Annotated in this window: 21 protein-coding genes; 10 read left to right on the forward strand and 11 right to left on the reverse strand. The window is 31.6% G+C overall.

Features of this window, described 5'->3' with window-relative positions; genetic code table 11:
* Positions 1-82: 82 nt before the first annotated feature.
* The 6 genes from tssD to ACHRV0_RS06325 all read left to right on the forward strand — a co-directional run bounded on the left by tssD (position 83) and on the right by ACHRV0_RS06325 (position 6,617).
* Positions 83-475: a type VI secretion system tube protein TssD gene (gene tssD / locus ACHRV0_RS06300; protein WP_395440235.1), complete on the forward strand. Its 393-nt coding sequence runs from the start codon at positions 83-85 to the stop codon at positions 473-475.
* A 12-nt stretch (positions 476-487) separates the two neighbouring features.
* Positions 488-2,341: a phage baseplate assembly protein V gene (locus ACHRV0_RS06305; RefSeq protein WP_395440236.1), complete on the forward strand. Its 1,854-nt coding sequence runs from the start codon at positions 488-490 to the stop codon at positions 2,339-2,341.
* Positions 2,342-2,351: 10 nt separating this feature from the next.
* Entirely contained in the window at positions 2,352-2,525 is a 174-nt protein-coding gene (locus tag ACHRV0_RS06310) for a hypothetical protein (protein ID WP_395440237.1), read from the forward strand.
* Positions 2,525-3,670 (forward strand): DUF2931 family protein, encoded by a 1,146-nt coding sequence (locus tag ACHRV0_RS06315; protein ID WP_395440238.1) that lies wholly within the window; start codon positions 2,525-2,527, stop codon positions 3,668-3,670. The genes ACHRV0_RS06310 and ACHRV0_RS06315 overlap by 1 nt, the downstream gene beginning before the upstream one ends.
* Before the next feature lies 1 nt (position 3,671).
* Complete coding sequence (locus tag ACHRV0_RS06320; protein ID WP_395440239.1) at positions 3,672-5,054, forward strand: T6SS phospholipase effector Tle1-like catalytic domain-containing protein; 1,383 nt, start codon at positions 3,672-3,674, stop codon at positions 5,052-5,054.
* Between the two features lie 375 nt (positions 5,055-5,429).
* A complete protein-coding gene (locus ACHRV0_RS06325) occupies positions 5,430-6,617 on the forward strand; it encodes a hypothetical protein (protein ID WP_395440240.1) in 1,188 nt (395 codons plus the stop codon).
* A 226-nt stretch (positions 6,618-6,843) separates the two neighbouring features.
* Here ACHRV0_RS06325 and ACHRV0_RS06330 read toward each other — a convergent pair whose 3' ends face one another.
* The gene (locus ACHRV0_RS06330; RefSeq protein WP_089053032.1) at positions 6,844-7,593 is read right to left on the reverse strand and encodes a DeoR/GlpR family DNA-binding transcription regulator; all 750 of its coding nucleotides are present in this window, start codon (positions 7,591-7,593) and stop codon (positions 6,844-6,846) included.
* Between the two features lie 84 nt (positions 7,594-7,677).
* On the opposite strand from ACHRV0_RS06330, the gene ACHRV0_RS06335 reads away from it, so the two are divergent.
* Complete coding sequence (locus ACHRV0_RS06335; protein ID WP_089053033.1) at positions 7,678-8,211, forward strand: 5'(3')-deoxyribonucleotidase; 534 nt, start codon at positions 7,678-7,680, stop codon at positions 8,209-8,211.
* A gap of 81 nt (positions 8,212-8,292) precedes the next feature.
* On the opposite strand, the gene ACHRV0_RS06340 is transcribed toward ACHRV0_RS06335, so the two are convergent.
* Positions 8,293-10,002 (reverse strand): ATP-binding protein, encoded by a 1,710-nt coding sequence (locus tag ACHRV0_RS06340; RefSeq protein WP_395440241.1) that lies wholly within the window; start codon positions 10,000-10,002, stop codon positions 8,293-8,295.
* Positions 10,003-10,058: 56 nt separating this feature from the next.
* Complete coding sequence (locus ACHRV0_RS06345) at positions 10,059-10,259, reverse strand: hypothetical protein (RefSeq protein ID WP_129022796.1); 201 nt, start codon at positions 10,257-10,259, stop codon at positions 10,059-10,061.
* A 1,041-nt stretch (positions 10,260-11,300) separates the two neighbouring features.
* Here ACHRV0_RS06345 and ACHRV0_RS06350 point away from each other — a divergent pair.
* Complete coding sequence (locus tag ACHRV0_RS06350; RefSeq protein ID WP_395440242.1) at positions 11,301-11,657, forward strand: hypothetical protein; 357 nt, start codon at positions 11,301-11,303, stop codon at positions 11,655-11,657.
* Positions 11,658-11,743: 86 nt separating this feature from the next.
* Here the strand turns inward: ACHRV0_RS06350 and ACHRV0_RS06355 are convergent, their stop codons facing one another.
* The 8 genes from ACHRV0_RS06355 to ACHRV0_RS06390 all read right to left on the reverse strand — a co-directional run bounded on the left by ACHRV0_RS06355 (position 11,744) and on the right by ACHRV0_RS06390 (position 18,244).
* Positions 11,744-13,096: a GH1 family beta-glucosidase gene (locus ACHRV0_RS06355; RefSeq protein WP_395440243.1), complete on the reverse strand. Its 1,353-nt coding sequence runs from the start codon at positions 13,094-13,096 to the stop codon at positions 11,744-11,746.
* A gap of 208 nt (positions 13,097-13,304) precedes the next feature.
* A complete protein-coding gene (locus tag ACHRV0_RS06360; RefSeq protein WP_395440244.1) occupies positions 13,305-13,514 on the reverse strand; it encodes a hypothetical protein in 210 nt (69 codons plus the stop codon).
* Between the two features lie 7 nt (positions 13,515-13,521).
* Positions 13,522-13,938 carry a hypothetical protein gene (locus ACHRV0_RS06365; RefSeq protein WP_395440245.1) on the reverse strand — a complete coding sequence of 139 codons (417 nt, stop codon included), beginning with the start codon at positions 13,936-13,938 and terminating at the stop codon, positions 13,522-13,524.
* 42 nt (positions 13,939-13,980) lie between these two features.
* The gene (locus ACHRV0_RS06370) at positions 13,981-14,346 is read right to left on the reverse strand and encodes a DUF4359 domain-containing protein (protein WP_395440246.1); all 366 of its coding nucleotides are present in this window, start codon (positions 14,344-14,346) and stop codon (positions 13,981-13,983) included.
* Positions 14,347-14,426: 80 nt separating this feature from the next.
* Positions 14,427-15,476, reverse strand: coding sequence for a type I restriction endonuclease (locus tag ACHRV0_RS06375; protein WP_395440247.1), 1,050 nt, complete (start codon positions 15,474-15,476; stop codon positions 14,427-14,429).
* Positions 15,477-15,622: 146 nt separating this feature from the next.
* Entirely contained in the window at positions 15,623-16,291 is a 669-nt protein-coding gene (locus ACHRV0_RS06380; protein WP_099719428.1) for a response regulator transcription factor, read from the reverse strand.
* A gap of 6 nt (positions 16,292-16,297) precedes the next feature.
* A complete protein-coding gene (locus ACHRV0_RS06385) occupies positions 16,298-17,992 on the reverse strand; it encodes an ATP-binding protein (RefSeq protein WP_395440248.1) in 1,695 nt (564 codons plus the stop codon).
* A gap of 54 nt (positions 17,993-18,046) precedes the next feature.
* Positions 18,047-18,244, reverse strand: coding sequence for a hypothetical protein (locus ACHRV0_RS06390; protein WP_129022788.1), 198 nt, complete (start codon positions 18,242-18,244; stop codon positions 18,047-18,049).
* 344 nt (positions 18,245-18,588) lie between these two features.
* On the opposite strand from ACHRV0_RS06390, the gene ACHRV0_RS06395 reads away from it, so the two are divergent.
* Positions 18,589-19,560 (forward strand): hypothetical protein, encoded by a 972-nt coding sequence (locus ACHRV0_RS06395; RefSeq protein ID WP_395440249.1) that lies wholly within the window; start codon positions 18,589-18,591, stop codon positions 19,558-19,560.
* 105 nt (positions 19,561-19,665) lie between these two features.
* Complete coding sequence (locus tag ACHRV0_RS06400; protein WP_129022786.1) at positions 19,666-20,082, forward strand: lipocalin family protein; 417 nt, start codon at positions 19,666-19,668, stop codon at positions 20,080-20,082.
* Positions 20,083-20,340: the final 258 nt, after the last annotated feature.

Genomic DNA, 20,340 nt, shown 5'->3' on the forward strand with positions numbered 1-20,340 from the left:
ATTTTATTTACTTAAATGCCACTTCTCATATTTTGATTAAGGTAAATCTACAAAACCTGTAAAATAATCAACACCTATAAATATGAGTTTTTTAGCCAAATTAGAATTAAACAATGAAGTGTTTAATGTTTTAGAATTTGATGTCACTTTCAATCAAAGTGTAGATAATAATGGCAAACCAGCCAACAAAGTAAAAGGCGGTCAAGTTAGAATTGTTGTCGAGAGCACACACACCGATTTATTTTCAGATTGGATGGTTTCACACACCAGCACTAAAGATGGTAAAGTTATTTTTTATCGTCGTGATGCTATGAGCACCATGAAAAATGTAAGTTTTAAAAAAGCCTATTGTATTTCTTTCCAGAAGCGTTTTAGAAGCGAAGGAACCGTTCCTATGACCACAGAAATTTTAATTACATCCAATGAAATAAAAGTTGGGAATACCTTATTTGAAAACAATTGGAAAAATTCTTAAAACACAATCAACATGGCTCTTCAAACAGTAACGACTATAAAAATTGGTGAAACCACCATTACCAATTTCAGTAAATTAAAAATTATTCAAAAAATACACGATCATCACAGCTTTTCGATCGCAGTAAGACAGGATCTGCTGGTAGAAGAATTTAAAAGTGTCATGCCGGCTTCGCAGCGATTATATGGCGAAAAGATAAGCATAGAAATAAAGCCGCTTCCTGGTCTGGATGATCTTATGATTGATACAAATCCTGACCATTATATCATGCAGTTTTATGGAGTTGTAACCAATGTAAGAATACAAAAATCCAGAAACAAAGACATGGAAAAAATCATGTTGATAAAAGGAAACAGTACAACGATACTTTTAGATGGCGCAAAAGAGTGTAATTCGTTTACCAATATGTCAATGGCAGATATTGTCAATAAAGTAAAAACAGGTTATGATATAGATATGGAAGTTATTCCTTTATATGAAAACAATCTGGCTTATACTGTGCAGTATAACGAAAGCGATTTTGATTTCCTGAATCGTCTGGCTATGCAAAACGGAGAATGGTTTTACAGTAACGGACGAAAAATAACTTTTGGCGATGCAGGCGGACGATTACAGCCTAAATTAATTTATGGAATTAACCTGCATGATTTTAGTTATGAGATGAAAGTGCTGCCCACACAGTTTAAAACAATAGAAAACGACAACAGAGCTGGAGAATATTACACAGATAATACGCTTGTTTACAGAAAAGAAGCTGAAGGATTTCATCAAAACTTCGTCAACAAATCCAATCAGGTTTTTACCAAAGAGACAGTCTTGCAGCTCAATCAAAATTCGGCAGGAGCAAACGGAAGAAGTTCTGTAGAAAAATATACGAAAAATAAAATGCGATTTGTAATGAGCGGTTTGATGCAGGTAAAAGCATCTAGTGAAGTTCCCGGCATTACAATAGGAAACGATGTGTTGATACAAGGTTTAGACAAACAGCTCGAAAGCAGTTACCGAGTGACCAAACTAACGCATATTTGTGATGACGGAGGTGGATATCATAACCATTTTACAGCCATAAATCTTGCAGGCTCTACATTCTCACCCAAAACAAATCCTGATTTAATTGCAAAGTGCAAAAGCCAGACCGCAGTGGTAACGGCAAACGCAGATCCAGAAGGACTCAGCGGGATAAAAGTACAAATGCCATGGCAGCAAGCAAAAGGCGAAACAACTCCCTATATACCATTAGTGCAATATTATGGAGGCGATGCCAGAGGTTCTCACATTATTCCCGAAATAGGCGATACTGTTTTTGTAGATTTTCAAGGTGGCAATGCCGAACTGCCAATTGTAACAGGAACCATGACCAGCAGAAAAGAAAAAAGCGGTTACAGTACGCCTAATAATGATATAAAGGCAGTAATGCATAGTCGAAGCGGAAACAGAATTATTACTGATGATGCTACGGGCGACATAACAATAGAAAGCCAAAAAGGGCAAACCATTGCAGTCGTACATGGAGATGGAAATATCAGATTTAAAGCTCCTAAAAATATTGAACTTGAAGCAGGGGAAGATATTATTATGAAAGCGGGAAGAGACATAAAAGCAGATGCCAAAGAAAATATTGAGATTGAAGCAGGAAATAATATTTCTCAAGAAGCCCAAAATGATATGTATGTAAGTGCAAACGGGAATATTATGGAAAAATCAGATAATCGAACAGAAATTGCTGAAAAGGACTTTCAACGAACTTCTGATATTTCTAACGAAAGCGCAGCTGAAGCCAGTCTTTACAGTCATAAAGAAAATATGACAATACAAAGCGGGAAACAAGTTTTAATTAATAGTACTGAAAACTCTAATCTTTTTTAATTGAAAATTTATGGCGATTACAAAACAAGCAAAGAATATTCAAATAAAAGTTACCGATGCTTATCAATTAATTGTTGGAGGAAAACTTGAAAAAAATGCCAATAAATTAAATTTTGAAGCGACAAAAGGAAATTTAAATTTAGCTAGTGGAAGAAAAATTTTAGCTCACGGAGAAGAAAAATAATGATAAAACAACAATCAGTGGTGAGAAAAAATAATATCAAAAAATATAACATTTTATTATGTTTCATCATAATAGTAGTAATAATTGTAGTAACAATAACAATGAGTTCATATATAGAAAAAAAATATGAGTGGGCATCAGATATTTGTGCACCAAGAGAATATCCTGTAGAAGTTTATACAGGTGCAGCAGGAGGCTATTTTTTTAGCCAAATGGGTGGATTTAGCAATTCTGGCTGGGGAGGCTTGGGAAGCATTGATTATATAAAAGCACCTATACCAGACAGACTTGATATGACATGGTTGTCATATGTAGATAATAAATTCTACAAAGGCGACTGGAAACTCCCTACAGAAAAAATAAAAAAGCTTTTTGATGAAGGATTTCCTGCCAAACCAGGTTTAGAAAATGTAAAGGAGTCTTATGATTATATAAATATTGGCCTCGGACCAAAAGGAATGGTCGTAGTATGGGTAGCGGGGGCTGGTAGTCAGGTAGAAGTGGCACGATTTCAGGCTCATGAAACAGTAATAGATCCTAAACTCATTACAGAAAGTGAAAAGTATATGTTTAGGAAAGATTATGCAAAGGACATGTTAACCTACGATGGTACAATTTCTAAAGACATACGAGAACAAATAGAAAAATATGGTTACCCTTCTCTAGAAGCTTATGAATTCTATAGGGAAAAATACCTTTGGAAGCCAAAAGTAATCTTGCCAGAAGGCTCTAAGCTTACTTCAATGTACATTAAAATGTGTAATGGAGAAAAAGAAGATCCTTATGATAAACCAATAGATATGAAATATAGAGCAATTCCTTACGCTTTTCAAATTTACTGGTCAATTGCTAGTGGCAAAAAAGAACAGCAATTTGTATCTAGAATTGCTTTTACTAATGATAAAGAATATTGGGCAAAATATCTTAAACCTATGGGTGAGGATGAAATTCCTGTAGATTTTGATAAAAACGAGATTCGAATGTTGTATAAAGGGCTTGATAAAAATAAATCTGCAGAAATGGTAATAAAAATCGATCCTACAAAACAAGAGGACGATAAGTGGGTAGTTGATTTTTATGTAGAACAAGAAGGGAAAAAATATAATTTACATCAAAATTGTCAAGATTCTGGTAAACTAAATTAAGATGAGTATAGTATTTGGAGATTACACACCACCTAAAAAAGAATTGAAAACTAATGAAGTAATCATTGGTGTTTTTTTTGACGGTACCAATAACAATAAAAATAACACCAAAGCCAAAGAATATTATGATAAAAGGGCAAGAGGAGAAAAACTAACACCTAAAGAAACTATCTCCGCAGAGGCTTACAGAAAAAATGGACTCGACAAAAAAGGTAGCAGTTATTATAATGCTTGGTCGAATGTAGCACGGCTAAGCGATTCTTATCCTGACAAACAAGCTGTTTATGTAGACGGTATTGGAACAGAGACTGAAAAAAAAGATTCCATACTAGGGGCTGGTTTAGGTACGGCATTTATTTTTGAAGGTACAGGTATTCTGGATAAAGTGGAAGAAGGTTGTAAAAAAATAGCCAACAATTTAAAAAGTAATAGTATATCCAAAATAGATGTTCTTTGTTTAGATGTTTTTGGTTTCAGCCGTGGTGCAGCTGCGGCAAGAGTTTTTTTAGATGAAATTAGCCAAAAAGCGTATCCATTATCTGCTAATCGAAAAAATAAAGGAGGTGCTTTGGGGTATTATTTGGCACAAAAAGATATTAAGGTAGATTTAATAAAAGTTCGTTTTTTAGGTCTTTTTGATACGGTATCTTCTTTCTCAACTTTAATTGATGGAAAACCAAATTTTGATAATGATACTAAGCAGTTACCATTAAATAACTTAGGTAAAGCAAAAGCAGTTATGCATTTTACTGCTGCAGATGAACATCGAAATAATTTTTCACTTACTACAACTAGCGTTGGAAAAACAAGAGAATTCCCTGGTGTACACTCAGATGTTGGAGGAAGTTATAACGATGGTATAGAAGTAGTAAAAGCGATCGAGAAAAATTTTAAAGAAAAATTAGAGAAACTTTCAGAGAAACTAGTAGATAGTGCTTGGTATTTAAAAGACCAATTAGAAATTTCTTTTTTTGGTCCTAAACACGAACTTAAAGGCACTAGAAATTTAAAAAACTCATACAGTTATATTCCGCTGCATTTTATGGCTGAGGCAGCTATAGAACTAAATGTTCCATTAAAAAAAGAGAAGTTGGAAATTGAAAAATATAGTATTTCAAGTAACCCATTATTAGTTCGAGTAAAAAAGCGCTTACATAAGTATGTTTTTGAAAATGCACAACCGTATACTTTTAAATGGTATGGAAATATTCATGAAAAGTATAAAGGAGTAAAAAATGGAGATAGCAGATTTGAAGCCTATCAACAAGAACTGCAAGAGCAAGAAGATTTAAGAACGTTACGAAATAAATATTTGCATTGGTCAGCAGATAGTGATTCTATTGGAATGGAACCAACGAAAGATTGGAAGCGTAAAACGTTTTAAAATAAAATTACTCAATAATATCTGCTCCTAGCGCGAGTATCTCGCTCATCAACGAAAAGTTTATGTAATAGAATTTAATTAATTATGATGTATACGAGCGGTAGCGGGGAGTATAGAAAGCAGCTTGAATCAAGGAAAATAACAGTTGAATAATGTAATCTTATAGTGAAAGACCAAAATATGTTGTGGCAATTAAGAAATAAATACTTTCATTGCTACACCAAATACGACGAAATGGGTATGGAGCCTAATTTTGAGTTTAAAGATAAATTCAACATTCGCAGGTTTAGAAAAGCAGTAAAAGATTCATAAAAATGAAAAAGTATTTCCTGCCCTTGTTTTATTAATAAAGATAACATTTGATGTCAAAAAAATATGAAAAAAATTTTTTACTACTTGATTATTATTGCTATTCTACTATTATTATTTTTAGATAGATGTACAATCTATAACATAACAACAAACGACTTATTTAAGTCAAAAGATTTAAAAAATTCTAAAAGCCTTATCGGAAAACCGCAATCTAAAAATTATGAAATTGTACCAGTGGAGGGGACTTTTCCTATATTGTATGATAGTATTAATAATAATTTTTACGTTTCTAATAATAAGGGATTGACTAAATACGATTCTTTGGGTAACATTATTATTTCTAATGATTTAGCAAAAGAAAAATATACCTCTGTTTTTGATTTCGCAAATTTTATTCCGTATGTATTTGCAGAAAATGGCGTGTATGATTTTTCAGGAAAAAAGCTGGTTTATACTAAATTTTTGCAAATACTAAATTCTCAAAATGAAATTAGGGACACTGACTTTAAACTACTTTTTGAAAAATATTACAACGACGCAGAAGTTGTAGTTTATGATACTGATAGGAATTTTGATTATCAAGATGACAATCTTCCGATGTATTTTAAAATAAAAAATAATTGGATTTTATTATTCTCGCAAAAAGGAGATCATAGGTTTACACATTATTTAAGTAGCGAGTTAGAAACTGAGACTATTGGGCAAATTGATTTTTTAAATTTTCCAGCAAAATTTGCTGATAAAAGGCTAATTATTTTGAAAGACCCAAAAAAAAGAATTTATTCAACCAAACAGATTGGCGAAGAAATAGATGATAATTATCTAAAAATGTATTCTACGGAACTGTTAAAAGAACAAAAATTTGATTACCAAAGTTCAAATTCAATTCAATTGATTTCTCGAAAAAAAGATGAGTATTATTACACAGGTGGTTATTTTAATTTTCCAGATTGGGTTTCTCCATCTTTTATTAACACAGCCTATTATCAAGTTATTTATAACAACGAAAGTTTGTTTTTTAAAGAGAAAGCAATAAAGTATTCTAAAAATTTAGAATGTAAAAACGATTTATATTTATACGAATTACCCAAGCATATGAGAACAAAATCAAAAGTGGCTTTTATTCACTATGCAGTTAATGTTGGTGGCTATGTAAACGATAGCACAGGTATTTATGAGCCTATCATAAAAAATGCAGGGTTGTATATTTTGAGACAAAAAACTACCGCTAATCAGTTGGCAAGATTTTAATTTTTGTGGTAGTTACAATATTTGGAGTAAGGAAGACTAATAGAATTGATAGGTGTATTTTAGGAATTATAATAATAAAAAAAACATCATGAAATAAATAGTAATAAAATTGTTCCCCTGCTACCGCACGAATCCTTTCGTGTGGCAGCATGCAGGTTGAAGTTTCGTTATCGTCATAAAAAAAGGAAAGCCTTTCGGAAGTGACGTTCTGAAAGGCTTTTTTGTTTTAAACAATAGTAACTCCTGCGTTTTTGTATGCTTTCAAAGATTCTTCTTCGGGTGAAACATTGGTTACTAAAACATTAATATCTTTAATTGGACACACAAAATACGATTCTGCAGTTCCTACTTTTTCAATAGAACTTAAGGCAATAACAAAGTTGGAGTTCTGAATCATATTTTTTTTCAGCATAGAATCATCGTATAAAATTCCCGTAATACCTCGTTCATGATGAATACTGCAGATTCCTAAAATGAAGACGTCTGCTCTAAAATTTCTAAAGAAATCAATAGTTTCAATACTCGAAGTTGCAAAAGAAGTTTTGCACATTTTTCCTCCAGCAAAAATCAAATCGATGTTGGGTAAATCTTCAATTAATGCGGCAACAGGAAAACTATTTGTTATAACTGTTAACTTTAAATCATAAGGAAAACTAGCCACTAAAGCCAACGAAGTTGTTCCTCCATCTATAAATACAACCTGTCCGTCTTTTAATAAAGGAAGCGCTTTTTCTGCAATAATCTTTTTATTCTCAAGATCGTGTTTTTCTCTATTTCTAAAGTGCAGCGGAATTGGTGACGGTGCAACTGCACCACCTCGAACTGCTTTTAATAAACCTTGATCCGAAAGTTCTTTTACGTCTCGTCTAATTGTATCTTCCGACACGTTCAAATACTCGCTAAGTTCTTGTAAAGTAACGCGATGTTCTTTTGATAAGTACTCTAAAATTACTTTTTGACGTTCTTCTTTTTTCATTTATTGCAAATTTATATTGCAAAAATAAGTTAAAAATTGCAAAGTTTTGCAATTTTTGCATAATTTTACCGCAAAATTAAAACTATGAAAAAGAAAACTATTGCCGTTGACATGGATGGCGTACTTGCCGATATAGAATCACAAATGATTGAACAATTTAATAAAGAATACGGAATGAACCTTTCGAAAGAAGGAATTCAGGGATTAAGTGAAGAAGAAGCTTTTAAAGGAAGAGAGCTTTTACACGGAATTTTAAATAAAGGTAACTTTTTTAGAAGTCTGCCTGTAATGCCGGATGCTGTTGAAAGTTTGCAGAAGCTGCAAGAGAATTTTGAAATTTTTATAGTTTCGGCTGCGACCGAATTCCCAATTTCACTTGCTGAAAAAGTTGCTTGGCTTGGCGAACATTTTCCTTTTATTAAATGGGAAAACATTGTTTTGTGTGGCAGCAAACGAATCATCAATACAGATTATTTGATTGATGATCACAGCAAAAATTTAGATTACTGCATGGGTAAACCTATCATGTTTACGGCATTTCACAATATAAACCAAACGCATCACTTAAGAGTGAACAACTGGAAAGAAGCGGTTGCGGTTTTAAACGAAACATTATAAGCTTAAAAGGTTATAATAGTTGTTTTTTGAAGATAAAAGCCTTTCGGAATAAATTCTGAAAGGCTTTTTATAAAATTGTTTTTATTTAGGTATCGATATTTTGACTTTAAATCCTTTGTCAGGCTCCGTTTCAAAATTAATAGTTCCTTTAACAGCTAGTATACGGCTTTCAACGTTTTGGAGACCGTTTTTAGAAATCTTTGTTTTTTCACAGCCTTTACCATTGTCTGTATAATTTATTAGAATTGATTTTGGATCATTTTCAAATTTTATTACCACCAGACTTGCGTTGCTGTGTTTTTTCATATTCACCATTAATTCCTGTAGAACTCGGCTGATGGCGATCTTTTTTACATCATCAATACTTTCCCAGTTTATATTTTCTAAGTTAGACGCAATGATATTTATGGAGTTGGTATTATACATCGAAAGCATTTCTTTTATGCTGTTGGTAAAATTGGTTCCAGTATCAATTCGATTATTTTCTTTAGAAATTCCTCTCACACGACCGTAAATATCATCTAATTTTTGAAGCAGATTTTCTTTGGTGCTTTCGGCAGATAAAGGTTGAGATTCCGCAAAAGCAATCACATGAAATACATCGTTTGCTAATTCATCGTGGATTTTTTTAGCAATTCGGGTTTCGGTATTATAGGAAGTCTTAAATTCTATCGCTTTATTTTTATTTTTATAATAGCGTATTAAGATGGCTATTAGTAGAACTAGAAAAATAAAAAGTATTACAAATCCAATTCTTAGATATTTTGCTTTTTGCAGCGCTAATTGGTTTTCTGCTTTTTCTAAACGAAGCGTTGCGTTTTCATCTTTTTCCTTTTTGGCATCGTATTTAATTTTTGCAAACTTGTTTTTAAAGTTATTTCGAACTTTAATAATACTGTCGTTTAATGAAAAGTACTTTTGCACATATTTGCTGTTTTGAGCACCGTGATTATTAGAAATTAGAATTTGTAGCGCTTCTAATCTTTCATCGACACTATTTAATTTTGTGGCTGTATTATAAGCAGCTAAAGCATTTTTATTTGATTTTTGAATGTCTTTTTTAGCATAATAATCGGCAAGGTGCAGATAACTTTCTATACTTCCATATGTATTCTTGATTTCGTTTCTTATTTGAAGAGCTTCATTCATTAACTGGAATCCTTTTTCATCCATTCCTTTTTTAAAATAGGCATAACCTAAATTATCTTGAAATGAAGATTTGCTTATTTCAGGAGTTTTTTCTTTTAATGTTTTCTTGTTTAAAAGAGATTCTAAAATAATGATTGCATCGTCATATTTTTTTTGTTGGATATAAAGAGCCGCAATATTACTTAAAGGGATTTGTTTTTCAACAGGATCTTTATAATCTTTTGTAGCTTCCTGATAGTAATGAATAGCATCATTATAAAGAGAAAGTTCCTTGTCAGCAATGCCTAACGTATTGTTTATAATCGCGGTATAAATGCTCTTTTTTTTAACATAAGTTAACGCTTCGGTTACAGTTTCCTTGCTGCCATAATAATCACCATTGACCTGCTGAATGAATGCCATTTGAATAAGTACATACCCAATATTAGCACTGTCTTTTAAAGTTTCATAAAGTTGTTTGGATTTATTAAACTCATAAAAAGAAGTATTAAAGTTCTGTTTTTCGTAATTTTTAATGCCTTGATTTCTTAAAGTCAGCGCCTCTTTTCGTATAGAGTCGGTATTGGTAGTAATGGTCTTTTTTTCTTCACAGGAAAAAAGAAAAAGAAGTATAATAAAATAAAAAAACGGGGACCGCAACATATAAGTTTACTTTCCCCGAAAATAGTAATTTATTAGATACTAAAAATATATTTTTATTATGGTTTTGGTGGTGGTGGAGTGGTGTTAGTATCTCCAGGACCATCAGCGTCATCAGGAGGAAGATCTTCACCAGGTCCTGCAGCAAAACCATCTTTTTTTTCTGTTTTTTTAGTTGGCTGCGTTTCGTACTCGTCTGGAGTACAAGAAAATATCGTGAATAATAACGCAAAAGCGATAAATAGTATAAGTTTTTTCATTTTGATTTATTTTTAGAAATTAGACATAGGTATGGCCGTCTAGAGTTGATCCAGAATTTTTTAAGGCAATACCATATAGGTTTTGGGAAGTAAAGTGTGGAGAACAGTAAGACGTTGTTTATACTTCCCGAATAAACTTGGTCTTACAGTTTTTCACGCTGTAATTAGAACTAGTTTTTAATATTGTTTTAGTCTGCAGACAAAACTTGAACTAATTTCTTGGTGCAAAGTAAAGGCGCTTTAAAGCCTTTACTGGCAAGGGATTCCCAGAATTCCCGCGTATTCCTGAGATTCCCGAGAATTCCCAGAAAAAAAGTATGCAAAGTCTAGTTTAAATTATTAAATGGTATTTAAGTTCAAATAAATCTATAATATTATAGATGCAAAAAGTCCGATAAAAGTTGGTTTCGAACGATTAAAAAATGCAGAAATAATATAGAGTTGAAGCAAAAATTGAAAATGAGGATAAGAGTTTACTTGTAGAAGTCAAAAATAATGGCATATAAAAAAATATTTTGGTGAATAATAAAAATGAGGCGTCGAAAGAACAATCCCAAAAGGGAAATCTTTTCTAAATTGTACGTTTATATTTTCTAGAAAAATGAATCAGAAAATATATCCGAGAAAAAAAAATTAAGGTTGAAAAGGGAGCAATCGCTCAGCTGTTTTCTGCAAGTTTGAACTTTGTGCAGGAGAAAGATTAGGCAGCATATTTTCTAAAGGAAATCGAAAAGCATTTTGAAGAGTAAAATGTGTAAAAGTGTAATTTTTTAAAGGGAAAATAAGGCATATATTATCTGTTATTTATACTATAAAGATAAGAAAAAATAATCAGTAAACCTAATAAAAACCAGTAAAATAAGTGATTTTTTTTGCTTTTTCAGCGATAAATTTTCTGGATTTTTCCCTTTTAACAATTTTATTTTTCAAAGCAGTAAAACTCGTTTTTAGGACGGATTGATTGTCATAAAATTATTTATATTTATAAAATAATAATAGAGATCTTAATTTCTTGTCTCTCTCAATTTAAAAACATCTTTTATGAAAAAGCTTCTAGTAGTATTAATTGTGTTATGCACGTTTGGTTGTAAAAAATATGTTGTTTCGTTCGAACAGCCTACAAATAGTAAACTTGATAACGTAAAGCTGGAAATACTTTTGGATAAAGAGAAAGTTCAAGAAATTAACTTAAAAGCGGCAAGCGGAATTCCGGGTTATGAAACGGTAGAACTGCCAATATCAGAAGAAGGGAAACATCTGCTTCAGATTAAAGCAAGAGATACAACTTTTAGTTATGATATAAAATATCCCGAAGAGCAATATATTCGCGTAGTATCGCACTTAAAAACGGATGGTAAGCTTCATGTTGGGATCTTAAAAAGACAATACAACTTTTAGATTAGATAAATCGTTGAATTTATTTAAAATAGAAAAAGGCTTTCGTAATTAAATTGCGAAAGCCTTTTTATTTTCTAATATGAGGTTTACGATAAAAAATCTTTAAACCATAAACCTGAGTTTTTAATGGTTCGTTTCTGAGTATTAAAATCCACATGAATTAATCCGAAGCGGGCATTGTAACCTTCGGCCCATTCGAAGTTATCGGTTAAACTCCAAACAAAATAGCCTTCTACATTTAAGCCTTCTTCTTTCGCTTTTAAGATTTGTTCTAAATGATCCTGAATATAATGCGTTCTCTTAATATCGAAAATTTTTCCGTTGGTTACCGTATCTGCAAAAGCAGCGCCATTTTCGGTAATAATTATTTTTTTGATGCCTTTGTATTCATTGAACTTTTTTAGAACGTGATACAACGCAGGAGGATAAACTTCCCAGCCCATTTCGGTTGAAATAACATTTCGTTTATCAGCGCTTACCAATTCTGCACCAATGTAAGGAATCAATAAAGACGATTTTACAACTTCGCGGGTGTAACATTGTAGACCAATAAAATCAAAATGAAAATCGAGATTGTTTAAATCATCTTCCAGAATATAATTATTGAGTTTTTTAAGCACTGGAAGATCTTTCTGCGGATAACCAAGTCCTAAAATAGGCTCAATAAAAGTTCTGTTCAGTAAAGTATCTACACGTTTCGCGGCTTCAATATCTTTAGCATTTTGTGTTGCAGGTTCTATATGTGTGCAAGAAAAAGTAGTTCCAATATTAGCATCAGGAATTGCATTTCGCAATACTTTAGCACCTTTAGCGGTTGCTAGTGTTACGTGATGCATGGCTTTTAGGTAATTGGAAATTCCTTTTTTTCCGGGTGCGTGAATGCCTAAAAAATATCCAGCTCCAGTAAATACTGAAGGTTCGTTGATAACCATCCAGTTTTTTACCCGATCTCCAAAATAATGAGCGCAAACAGCCGCATAATCCGAAAACCAAGTAACAGATTCCCGGTTCGTCCAGCCTCCCTTTATTTCTAAAGCATGTGGTAAATCCCAGTGATAAAGCGTAATCCAAGGTTCGATTCCAGATGCAAGCAGCGAATCTATAATTTTATTGTAATAATCAATTCCAGCTTGATTTACAGGATGCACACCCGTGGGCATAATTCTGGGCCAAGAAATAGAAAACCTAAAATTAGGAATGTTTAATTCGCGAATTAAATCAATATCCGTTTGATACGAATTATAGAAATCGCAGGCGGTTATGGCATGATGATCGTTTTTTATTTTTCCTTTTTGAGAAGTAAAAACGTCCCAGATAGAAGAACCTTTACCATCGGCATCGTGTGCGCCTTCAATTTGGAAAGCGGCGGTAGAAACACCCCACAAGAAATCTTCACCAAATTGGTTTTTGTTTAGAAATGAGTTTTCAACTTTATTCATTCAATCGGATTTTCCTTTATTAAAGTTTATTTATTAATGAAGGAAAGAGGACTGCATCGCTCTTAAAAAAAGCCATTCTTTGAATGAAACTAGAAAATTTAGATTAAAGAATTTCATGATATTTAGTTTTAATCAAATTAATAAAACTAATGTGAATTTATTGTAAAGTGATTATTATCAAACGATTAAATAAAAACGGGAAGATTTTTTAATCTTCCCATCCGCAAAGTCTAAGGCCGTATCCTTGAGCTTGTTTAAGAGTTGTTTTTGTTACTTCATGACGGCATGCCGATAAGCCGCGGCAGGTTTCTTTATAATGATATTTTTTAGCTCCTGTAGAACCACAAATAAAAACATTGCTTTCTACTGGTCGAAAAGAGGTTGAAAAAACAAGTAAAAACAATAAAGCGTATTTCATCAGTTTTTTATTTAACAATTAATAAATATTCATTTCCTTTTTTGTCGCATGCTTTTAGTTTTCCGTGTGAAACCCATTCGGTGTTAATTTCAATATTAGAAATGGTATCGAGCATTAAAATTCCTGCACCATATTTACCCTCAGTATTAATATTCCCAAAAACAGAATCACCTTTTGTATCGATGCCTTTTACATCATAATTGTATTCATAATGACCAGGATTTCCTGTTCTGTATTTATATTGATAAACATCATCAACATGATAGGTTTTTGCTTCTTCAGGTGTAATTGTTTTACGGTCATCTGCTGTAATTACCGTTTTATAAAATGAATTTATTTGCGGCGGAGGCGGAGCTGAAGCTTTTTTGCAGGAAAATAGAATAATAGCGAAAAGAGAAAATAAACTTAAGTAGTTTTTGAACATAGGCTTTGTGATGTATGTTTAAGACTAAAAGTCTGCTGTTTTTTATTGTTTTAGAGCTTCGTCAATTTTATTGGATAAAAAAACGTTTCCTAACAATCCAAAACCAATTGTTTTTGTTTCGCCATCAATAGTGGCATTAGTGGTTGAAAAAAGAATGTAATTTGAGGAAGAAACGATATTATCTACCATCATATTTATCATTGATTTGGCAAGAGTGTTTCCCATTACTGCTCCAGCTTTTGACCATTTGTCATTTTGATCTGTATTTTCTTTATTCATTTCTTTTTCTAGAAAAGCATTCATTTTCAATTTTACTTCCTCTTTATGTTTTTCGGTTCCAGGATTTGTCAGTGCAGTAATTAATACAAATAAGCAAAAGCCAATAATTACATAATTTTTTGTTTTCATAGTTTTAAGTTTACAGATTTTTTAGTTGCAATAAATCTAATTAGAATTAAGTTTTTTGAAATGAGTATTTACACGTGTTTTTATTCCGTTTCGTAAAGAGCAACAGTTTCAAGTAATTCTTTTTCATATTGATAAATTTCGTCAATAGATGAAATGGCAATTTTAGCTTCGTTTTTATTTTCATTAAATAGACTGATGTATTTTTTACTTCCATTTAAATGAAGACGAGAAAGAGGTTTTCTATTATTATCATCTAATAAAATTCCAAAATAAGATTGCGTATCGCGGTATACAATTCTATTTGTTGGTAATTTTCGACGTAAAATCGCAACAACTATGCGATAAGCTTCAATTTCTTCGTCAGTCGTATTGATTTTTGTGTCGTCTTCAACAATTGTAGTTTCTTCATCTTGTTGTTTAATGGTTTCCTTTGTAAGTGCCGCATTAAGTCGATCATTAATTTTATCATTAATAAATTGACTTACCGATTTTTGGACTAAATCTTTAAATTCATCCACTACTTTTTCGGTTAATCTTCCGGTATATATTTTACTGGCAAATAATTTTGTGAAATCGTTTGATGGACTTTCTAATTCAGTATTTATCAGTTTTTTAATTTCTTTGATGTATTTAAGTGAGCTGGCGTTATTTACGATATTATTTACATCAAAATTGGCTTTATGAAATTTGGCAATTTCGTTTATCGTATTTTCTTTTAGATTGCAAATATCAAATTCCAGAAAGGGCTTTTCGTCCATTTTGTTTTGATCATCTAAGTCAGTAAAAAATTGATAATTGATTCCGTTTGTCAAAAGCGCAAATCGAGTTTTGGTAACATGGAAATAGCGAAATAACTGCGAATTATGTACAGTCAGTTTTTCTTTCCAGCTTTTGCATTCTACAATTATAATTGGTTCTCCATTTTGAAAAATAGCATAATCTACTTTTTCTCCTTTTTTTAAACCAAGATCTGCCGTAAATTCAGGAACTACTTCGAGCGGATTAAAAGCATCATAACCCAAAATATGTATAAATGGCAGTACGAAAGCGTGTTTTGTAGATTCTTCTGTTTCAATTTTACTTTTCAGCTGATTTATTTTATCGGCTAACGATTTTAGTTGAATATTCATTTCCATTGGTTTATAGTTTAAATTAATATTTCAAAAGTATGACCAATCAAAAACAGTATATTATGGAAATCCGTAATCTCTAAAATTTAAAAGTTAGAAATAAAAAAAGCCCCAGATGGAGCTTGAAAAAGTATAATTATCAGGAATTAAATAATTCCCATATCTTTTGTAATAGAAACCAAATGAACTGTATTGTTGGCTTTAAAAAAGTCTTTGAGTTTAGATAATCTTTTTTCTACAGCACTTTTGCTGTTGGGTTTGATATCTGAGGTTTTAAAAATTTCTATTATTTCGTCTTGCGAAGTTCCGTCAGATAAATGTTTAAGAATTTTAATATCGACATCGTCAATTTCAAAATTGTTTTTTTCCTGTAAAACGGAAGCTACTTCGGGAGAAATAAATTTTTGATCTGAAGTTGAAATAATATGAATTGCTTTTTTTAAATCTTCAATACTGTTTCTGCCTTTTAAAACAAAACCGTCAATTTCGGCATTATCAAAAAGTGATTTAATACGGAAGCTTTTATCTTCGACAGAATAGGCTATTATTTTAATATCGGGTTGAAGTTCACGAACTTTCTCTACAAGTTCATCGCCGCAGGTAATTTTTACTTCACGATGGTCTTTTTTGAAAGAAAGATCACTAATTAATAAGTCGTATGGTTCACCATCCTGAATCGCTTTTCTTATTTTAAGAAAGGCATCATCACAATATTTTGCATGCTGAAAATTGACAATATTGAAATCACTCAAAGTTTGTTTTACGGCTAAATTGAATTCTTCAAAATCCTCGGCTATAATCACTTTTTTAAACATAGTTTTTTATTTAGGCAGTGTTATTTTTACTTTAAAACCTTTATTAGGTTCGGTGTCAAAAATAATAGTTCCTTTTATGGCCATAATACGGTTTTCCATATTTTGCATACCATTTTTAACGATTTGTTCTTTTTTACAGCCTTTTCCGTTGTCAGTGTAATCAATAGAAATTGATTTTCCAGTATTGTCAAACTTTACAACAACTAATGATGCCTGACTGTGTTTTTTCATGTTCACCATTAATTCCTGTAAAACTCTATGTACTGTAACTTTTTTAATATCATCAATTATATCCCAATTAATTTTTTCAATACTATTTATTATAACGTTAGTATTGTTGGTATTATAAGTCGAAAGCATATCTTTTAAATTCGAGGCAAAATTTGCGGCAGTATCTATATCATTATTTTCTCTCGATATTCCGCGTACACGAGCGTAGATATGATCGAGTTTCTGAATTAAAGTTTCCTTTACATTTGCAATTTCCAGCGCTTGTGTCTGAGTAAAAGTAATGGTATTAAAAACATCATTTGCCAACTCATCATGAATGTCTTTGGCAATTCGAGTTTCGGTATCGTAAGCCGTTTTTATTTTTACGGCTCTGGTTTTGCTTTGATGATTTTTCTTTACAAAAAACAGAACTATGCAAAGAATAATGAATCCTGAAAGAAATAATATTTTTTGATTTTCGGCTTTTTGCAGCGCAAATTCATTCTCTACTTTTTCTAAACGAAGTTTTTGGTTCTCGTCTTTTTCTTTTTTAGAATCGTATTTTATTTTAGCAAATTTATTTTTAAAGTTGTTCCTTACTTTAATAATGCTGTCATTTATAGAAATGTATTTTTGAGCATATGCTGATCCTGAGTTACCTGAAATTAAAAAAGATAATGCTCTCAGGCGTTCGTCTACACTATTAAGTTTGGTTGCAATTTCGTAAGCCTTTTTTGCATAATCATTTGATTTTTTGATGTCAGTTTTTGAGAAAAATTCGGTCAAATGAAAATAACTTTCTAGACTTCCATAAAAATCATCAGCCTTTATTCTTAATTCCAGACTTTCGTTCATGTACTGAAGCCCTTTTTCATTTAGTCCTTTCTTAAAATAGGCAAAACCAAGATTGTCTATAACTCGAGCCTTACTTTTTACAAATTCATCAAGTGCTTTTGTATTTAGAATTGATTCTAAAATTTCAATGGCTTTATCGTATTGCTCCTGTTTAATATAGATAACAGCAATATTATTTAAGGGAGATTGTTTAGACGCTTCATCTTTAGCGTCTTTTAGAGCCAGATTATAATAAGAAAGAGCATCGTTATAAAGAGAAAGCTCTTTGTCTGCAATACCAAATTGATTGTTAATGGCAGCTATATAATCATCATCTTTTTTAATGTAAGGCAGTGCCTCAGTCAATGTTTCTTTGCTTCCATAATAATCACCATTTATTTGTTGTATGGTCGCCATTTGAAGTAAGTTGAAGACAATGTTTGAACTGTCTTTTAAAGATTCAAATGTTACTTTTGATTTGTTGAAGTAATAAAAAGCACTATTATAATTGCTTTTTTGAAGTTCGTTTATTGCTTTTTCTTGTATGAGTTTGGGCTCTTTTTTTGAGTTATCGGGTTTAGCCGACACTGTTATTTTTTCTTTGCAGGAAATAAAAGAAAGGATAATAATTATAAAAAAAAACGGGGACCGCAGCATAATTGTTACTTTCCCCGAATTTAGTAATTAATTAAATATTACAATTTTTATTTGTTATTTTTTTGGAGGTTTAACATTTATAGGATCATCTCCAGGTCCTTCGTCTTCACCAGTGGCTTGTGTTTCATTTGGTTGTGTAATCTCTTTTTTTACCTCTGTTTTTTCAACAGCTGTTTCAAATTCGTCAGCAGTGCAAGAAAATAATGTAGTTGACAATAGAGCGCACGCTCCCAATAGATATAATGTTTTCATTTTTTTGTTGTTTAAAAATTGGACATAGGAATTGCTGTTCAGAACCATTCTGAATCTTGTTAAGGCAAGACCATTTTGTTTGGGAAGTGAAGTGCGTAGAACTATAAAACTTTGTTTATACTTCCCGGAATAAACTCCGTTTTACGGTTTTCCGCACTTTTAATAGAACCAGTTTTGTACATTTGTTTTAACCGCGAATTAGAACTATAACTGATTTTGATAGGGCAAAGTAAAGGTGGTTTCTTTTCAATTTTTATACGGAATTCCGGGATGTTCTAACTTTCCTGTTTAATCCGAAAAATCCTGAGAAATCCGATGTGAAATCCTGAAAATCCTGAAGGCTTATGAAAAAAAATACTTTAGAAGAGATTGAAAAAAATTATAAAGAAGCTATTAGAAGTAAATTTAGAGTGGAAAGAGTCGAAGGGAAACACTCACATTATTTAAATAACCCTTCACAGGCACTTTTGAGAGATTTATGTTGGGAAATTTTTAGTTCTGATCCTAAAACCGATGACTTAAGTGTTTACCGTAATTTTTTTAGAACTGAATTTACTCGAGAAGAAAATACTTCAACTCCGTATACGAATAAGTTTAAAAAAGTTGGAGGATTTTATAGAGGAGATATAGATCCTGCAAATATCAGCACAGTAGAGTTAGCTGCCATTTTAGTAGATTTTCATCCAAGACCTTTTAACAAGTTTAAAAAAGAAATTGGGGAAGAAGAAATGAAGCTGATAAATGAATTAAGGAATACGGATTTTTCTGCTAAAGATGTTCCTGTTGATGAATTGAAAGAGGAAACGGAATTGAAAAACGTTACAGATTTTAATATGCCTTTTGCTGCCAAGGAACCAGAACCAGTAGAAAATAAAGAACCAGAACAAAAAACTACATCAACATCTATACAGCCTATGGTTAGTTTAGTTGATAAACCAAAAGGAAATAAATTTAAATATATCGCAATTGCTTTGGTACTAGTCTTATTAGCAGCAATAGTATTTTTGGCATTACCGGAAAAGCAATGTATGCAATGGTCAAATGATCATTATGAAATTGTTGATTGCGATTTAAAGATTGAAGGCTTAGGAATTGCTCCTCGTATTGAACTTTTAGATAAAAGCCTTGTTAATCTAAAAAAAGTAAATGTTTCTGATACCACAACTTATTTTGATAAAAATGGAAAAGCAATTATTTGGTATGCAAAGACAGCAAACGGAATTGACTTTTTTAACGGTCATGGCAGGCATCCCGAAAATAATAATGCTCTTAAACCTGTAACACCATATATTCTGAAGAAATATGTAAAAAAGTAACTTTTTGTTAAAATGCGATTTATGTAAATCATTCTTATAATCGTGAAACTTTTTGTAAGTATATACTTTTAATTTAGTCACTATAACTTTAAACGAAAAGTCGACATGAAAAATAGAAAAATAATATTCGCACTAGCCTTAAGTTTTGGAATGTTCGCTGTCTCTTGCAGCAGTGATGATAATGAAGGAGAAACAATAATTCCGATACAAGGAAAATATAACTTAAGCAAAACAGGAAAAATTGTTGGTGGAGAGGAAGTATTAATTGATGCTCCAGAAAATGCAGCAGGATGTACTAGAGATTATTTAGAACTTAGATTAAGTAATACGGCAGTTATAGGTGATTATGAAGGAACTGATTGCAGTTTAACAGAAACCAGCGGAACTTACGTACGATCTCATAATGATTTAACAATTACTATTGGTAATTTAAGTACAACCAGCGACATTATGAACCTTACTAATAAAGAACTAAAATTGAAAGATAAAACTACGGGTGAAATAACGGTTTATACTAGATAACATCACTTATTTTGAATAAAAACGGAAATAACTTTTAAGATATTTCCGTTTTTTTATTTTTATAACAATGCTTTAAAATTTATTCTATTTACTAAATAGTCTAGACAATTTTATAATAGATTTTTCGTTTTGCTATTTAGATTACACCTCTTCGTAATTATAAACTCCCTTTATTTTTAGCACTTTCAGCGCACAAATAGTGTGTAAACTGTTTACATGTGTAAAAAAAATACACACTTCATTTTTGTGTCCTAATTT

Source organism: Flavobacterium sp. FlaQc-30 (genome assembly GCF_044005885.1).
Lineage (GTDB): Bacteria > Bacteroidota > Bacteroidia > Flavobacteriales > Flavobacteriaceae > Flavobacterium.

Excerpts from the sequence above, each read along its gene's own strand:
- tssD (WP_395440235.1), top strand. The coding sequence starts at position 83 with ATGAGTTTTTTAGCCAAATTAGAATTAAACAATGAAGTGTTTAATGTT.
- ACHRV0_RS06305 (WP_395440236.1), top strand. The coding sequence starts at position 488 with ATGGCTCTTCAAACAGTAACGACTATAAAAATTGGTGAAACCACCATT.
- ACHRV0_RS06310 (WP_395440237.1), top strand. The coding sequence starts at position 2,352 with ATGGCGATTACAAAACAAGCAAAGAATATTCAAATAAAAGTTACCGAT.
- ACHRV0_RS06315 (WP_395440238.1), top strand. The coding sequence starts at position 2,525 with ATGATAAAACAACAATCAGTGGTGAGAAAAAATAATATCAAAAAATAT.
- ACHRV0_RS06320 (WP_395440239.1), top strand. The coding sequence starts at position 3,672 with ATGAGTATAGTATTTGGAGATTACACACCACCTAAAAAAGAATTGAAA.
- ACHRV0_RS06325 (WP_395440240.1), top strand. The coding sequence starts at position 5,430 with ATGAAAAAAATTTTTTACTACTTGATTATTATTGCTATTCTACTATTA.
- ACHRV0_RS06330 (WP_089053032.1), bottom strand. The coding sequence starts at position 7,593 with ATGAAAAAAGAAGAACGTCAAAAAGTAATTTTAGAGTACTTATCAAAA.
- ACHRV0_RS06335 (WP_089053033.1), top strand. The coding sequence starts at position 7,678 with ATGAAAAAGAAAACTATTGCCGTTGACATGGATGGCGTACTTGCCGAT.
- ACHRV0_RS06340 (WP_395440241.1), bottom strand. The coding sequence starts at position 10,002 with ATGTTGCGGTCCCCGTTTTTTTATTTTATTATACTTCTTTTTCTTTTT.
- ACHRV0_RS06345 (WP_129022796.1), bottom strand. The coding sequence starts at position 10,259 with ATGAAAAAACTTATACTATTTATCGCTTTTGCGTTATTATTCACGATA.
- ACHRV0_RS06350 (WP_395440242.1), top strand. The coding sequence starts at position 11,301 with ATGAAAAAGCTTCTAGTAGTATTAATTGTGTTATGCACGTTTGGTTGT.
- ACHRV0_RS06355 (WP_395440243.1), bottom strand. The coding sequence starts at position 13,096 with ATGAATAAAGTTGAAAACTCATTTCTAAACAAAAACCAATTTGGTGAA.
- ACHRV0_RS06360 (WP_395440244.1), bottom strand. The coding sequence starts at position 13,514 with ATGAAATACGCTTTATTGTTTTTACTTGTTTTTTCAACCTCTTTTCGA.
- ACHRV0_RS06365 (WP_395440245.1), bottom strand. The coding sequence starts at position 13,938 with ATGTTCAAAAACTACTTAAGTTTATTTTCTCTTTTCGCTATTATTCTA.
- ACHRV0_RS06370 (WP_395440246.1), bottom strand. The coding sequence starts at position 14,346 with ATGAAAACAAAAAATTATGTAATTATTGGCTTTTGCTTATTTGTATTA.
- ACHRV0_RS06375 (WP_395440247.1), bottom strand. The coding sequence starts at position 15,476 with ATGAATATTCAACTAAAATCGTTAGCCGATAAAATAAATCAGCTGAAA.
- ACHRV0_RS06380 (WP_099719428.1), bottom strand. The coding sequence starts at position 16,291 with ATGTTTAAAAAAGTGATTATAGCCGAGGATTTTGAAGAATTCAATTTA.
- ACHRV0_RS06385 (WP_395440248.1), bottom strand. The coding sequence starts at position 17,992 with ATGCTGCGGTCCCCGTTTTTTTTTATAATTATTATCCTTTCTTTTATT.
- ACHRV0_RS06390 (WP_129022788.1), bottom strand. The coding sequence starts at position 18,244 with ATGAAAACATTATATCTATTGGGAGCGTGCGCTCTATTGTCAACTACA.
- ACHRV0_RS06395 (WP_395440249.1), top strand. The coding sequence starts at position 18,589 with ATGAAAAAAAATACTTTAGAAGAGATTGAAAAAAATTATAAAGAAGCT.
- ACHRV0_RS06400 (WP_129022786.1), top strand. The coding sequence starts at position 19,666 with ATGAAAAATAGAAAAATAATATTCGCACTAGCCTTAAGTTTTGGAATG.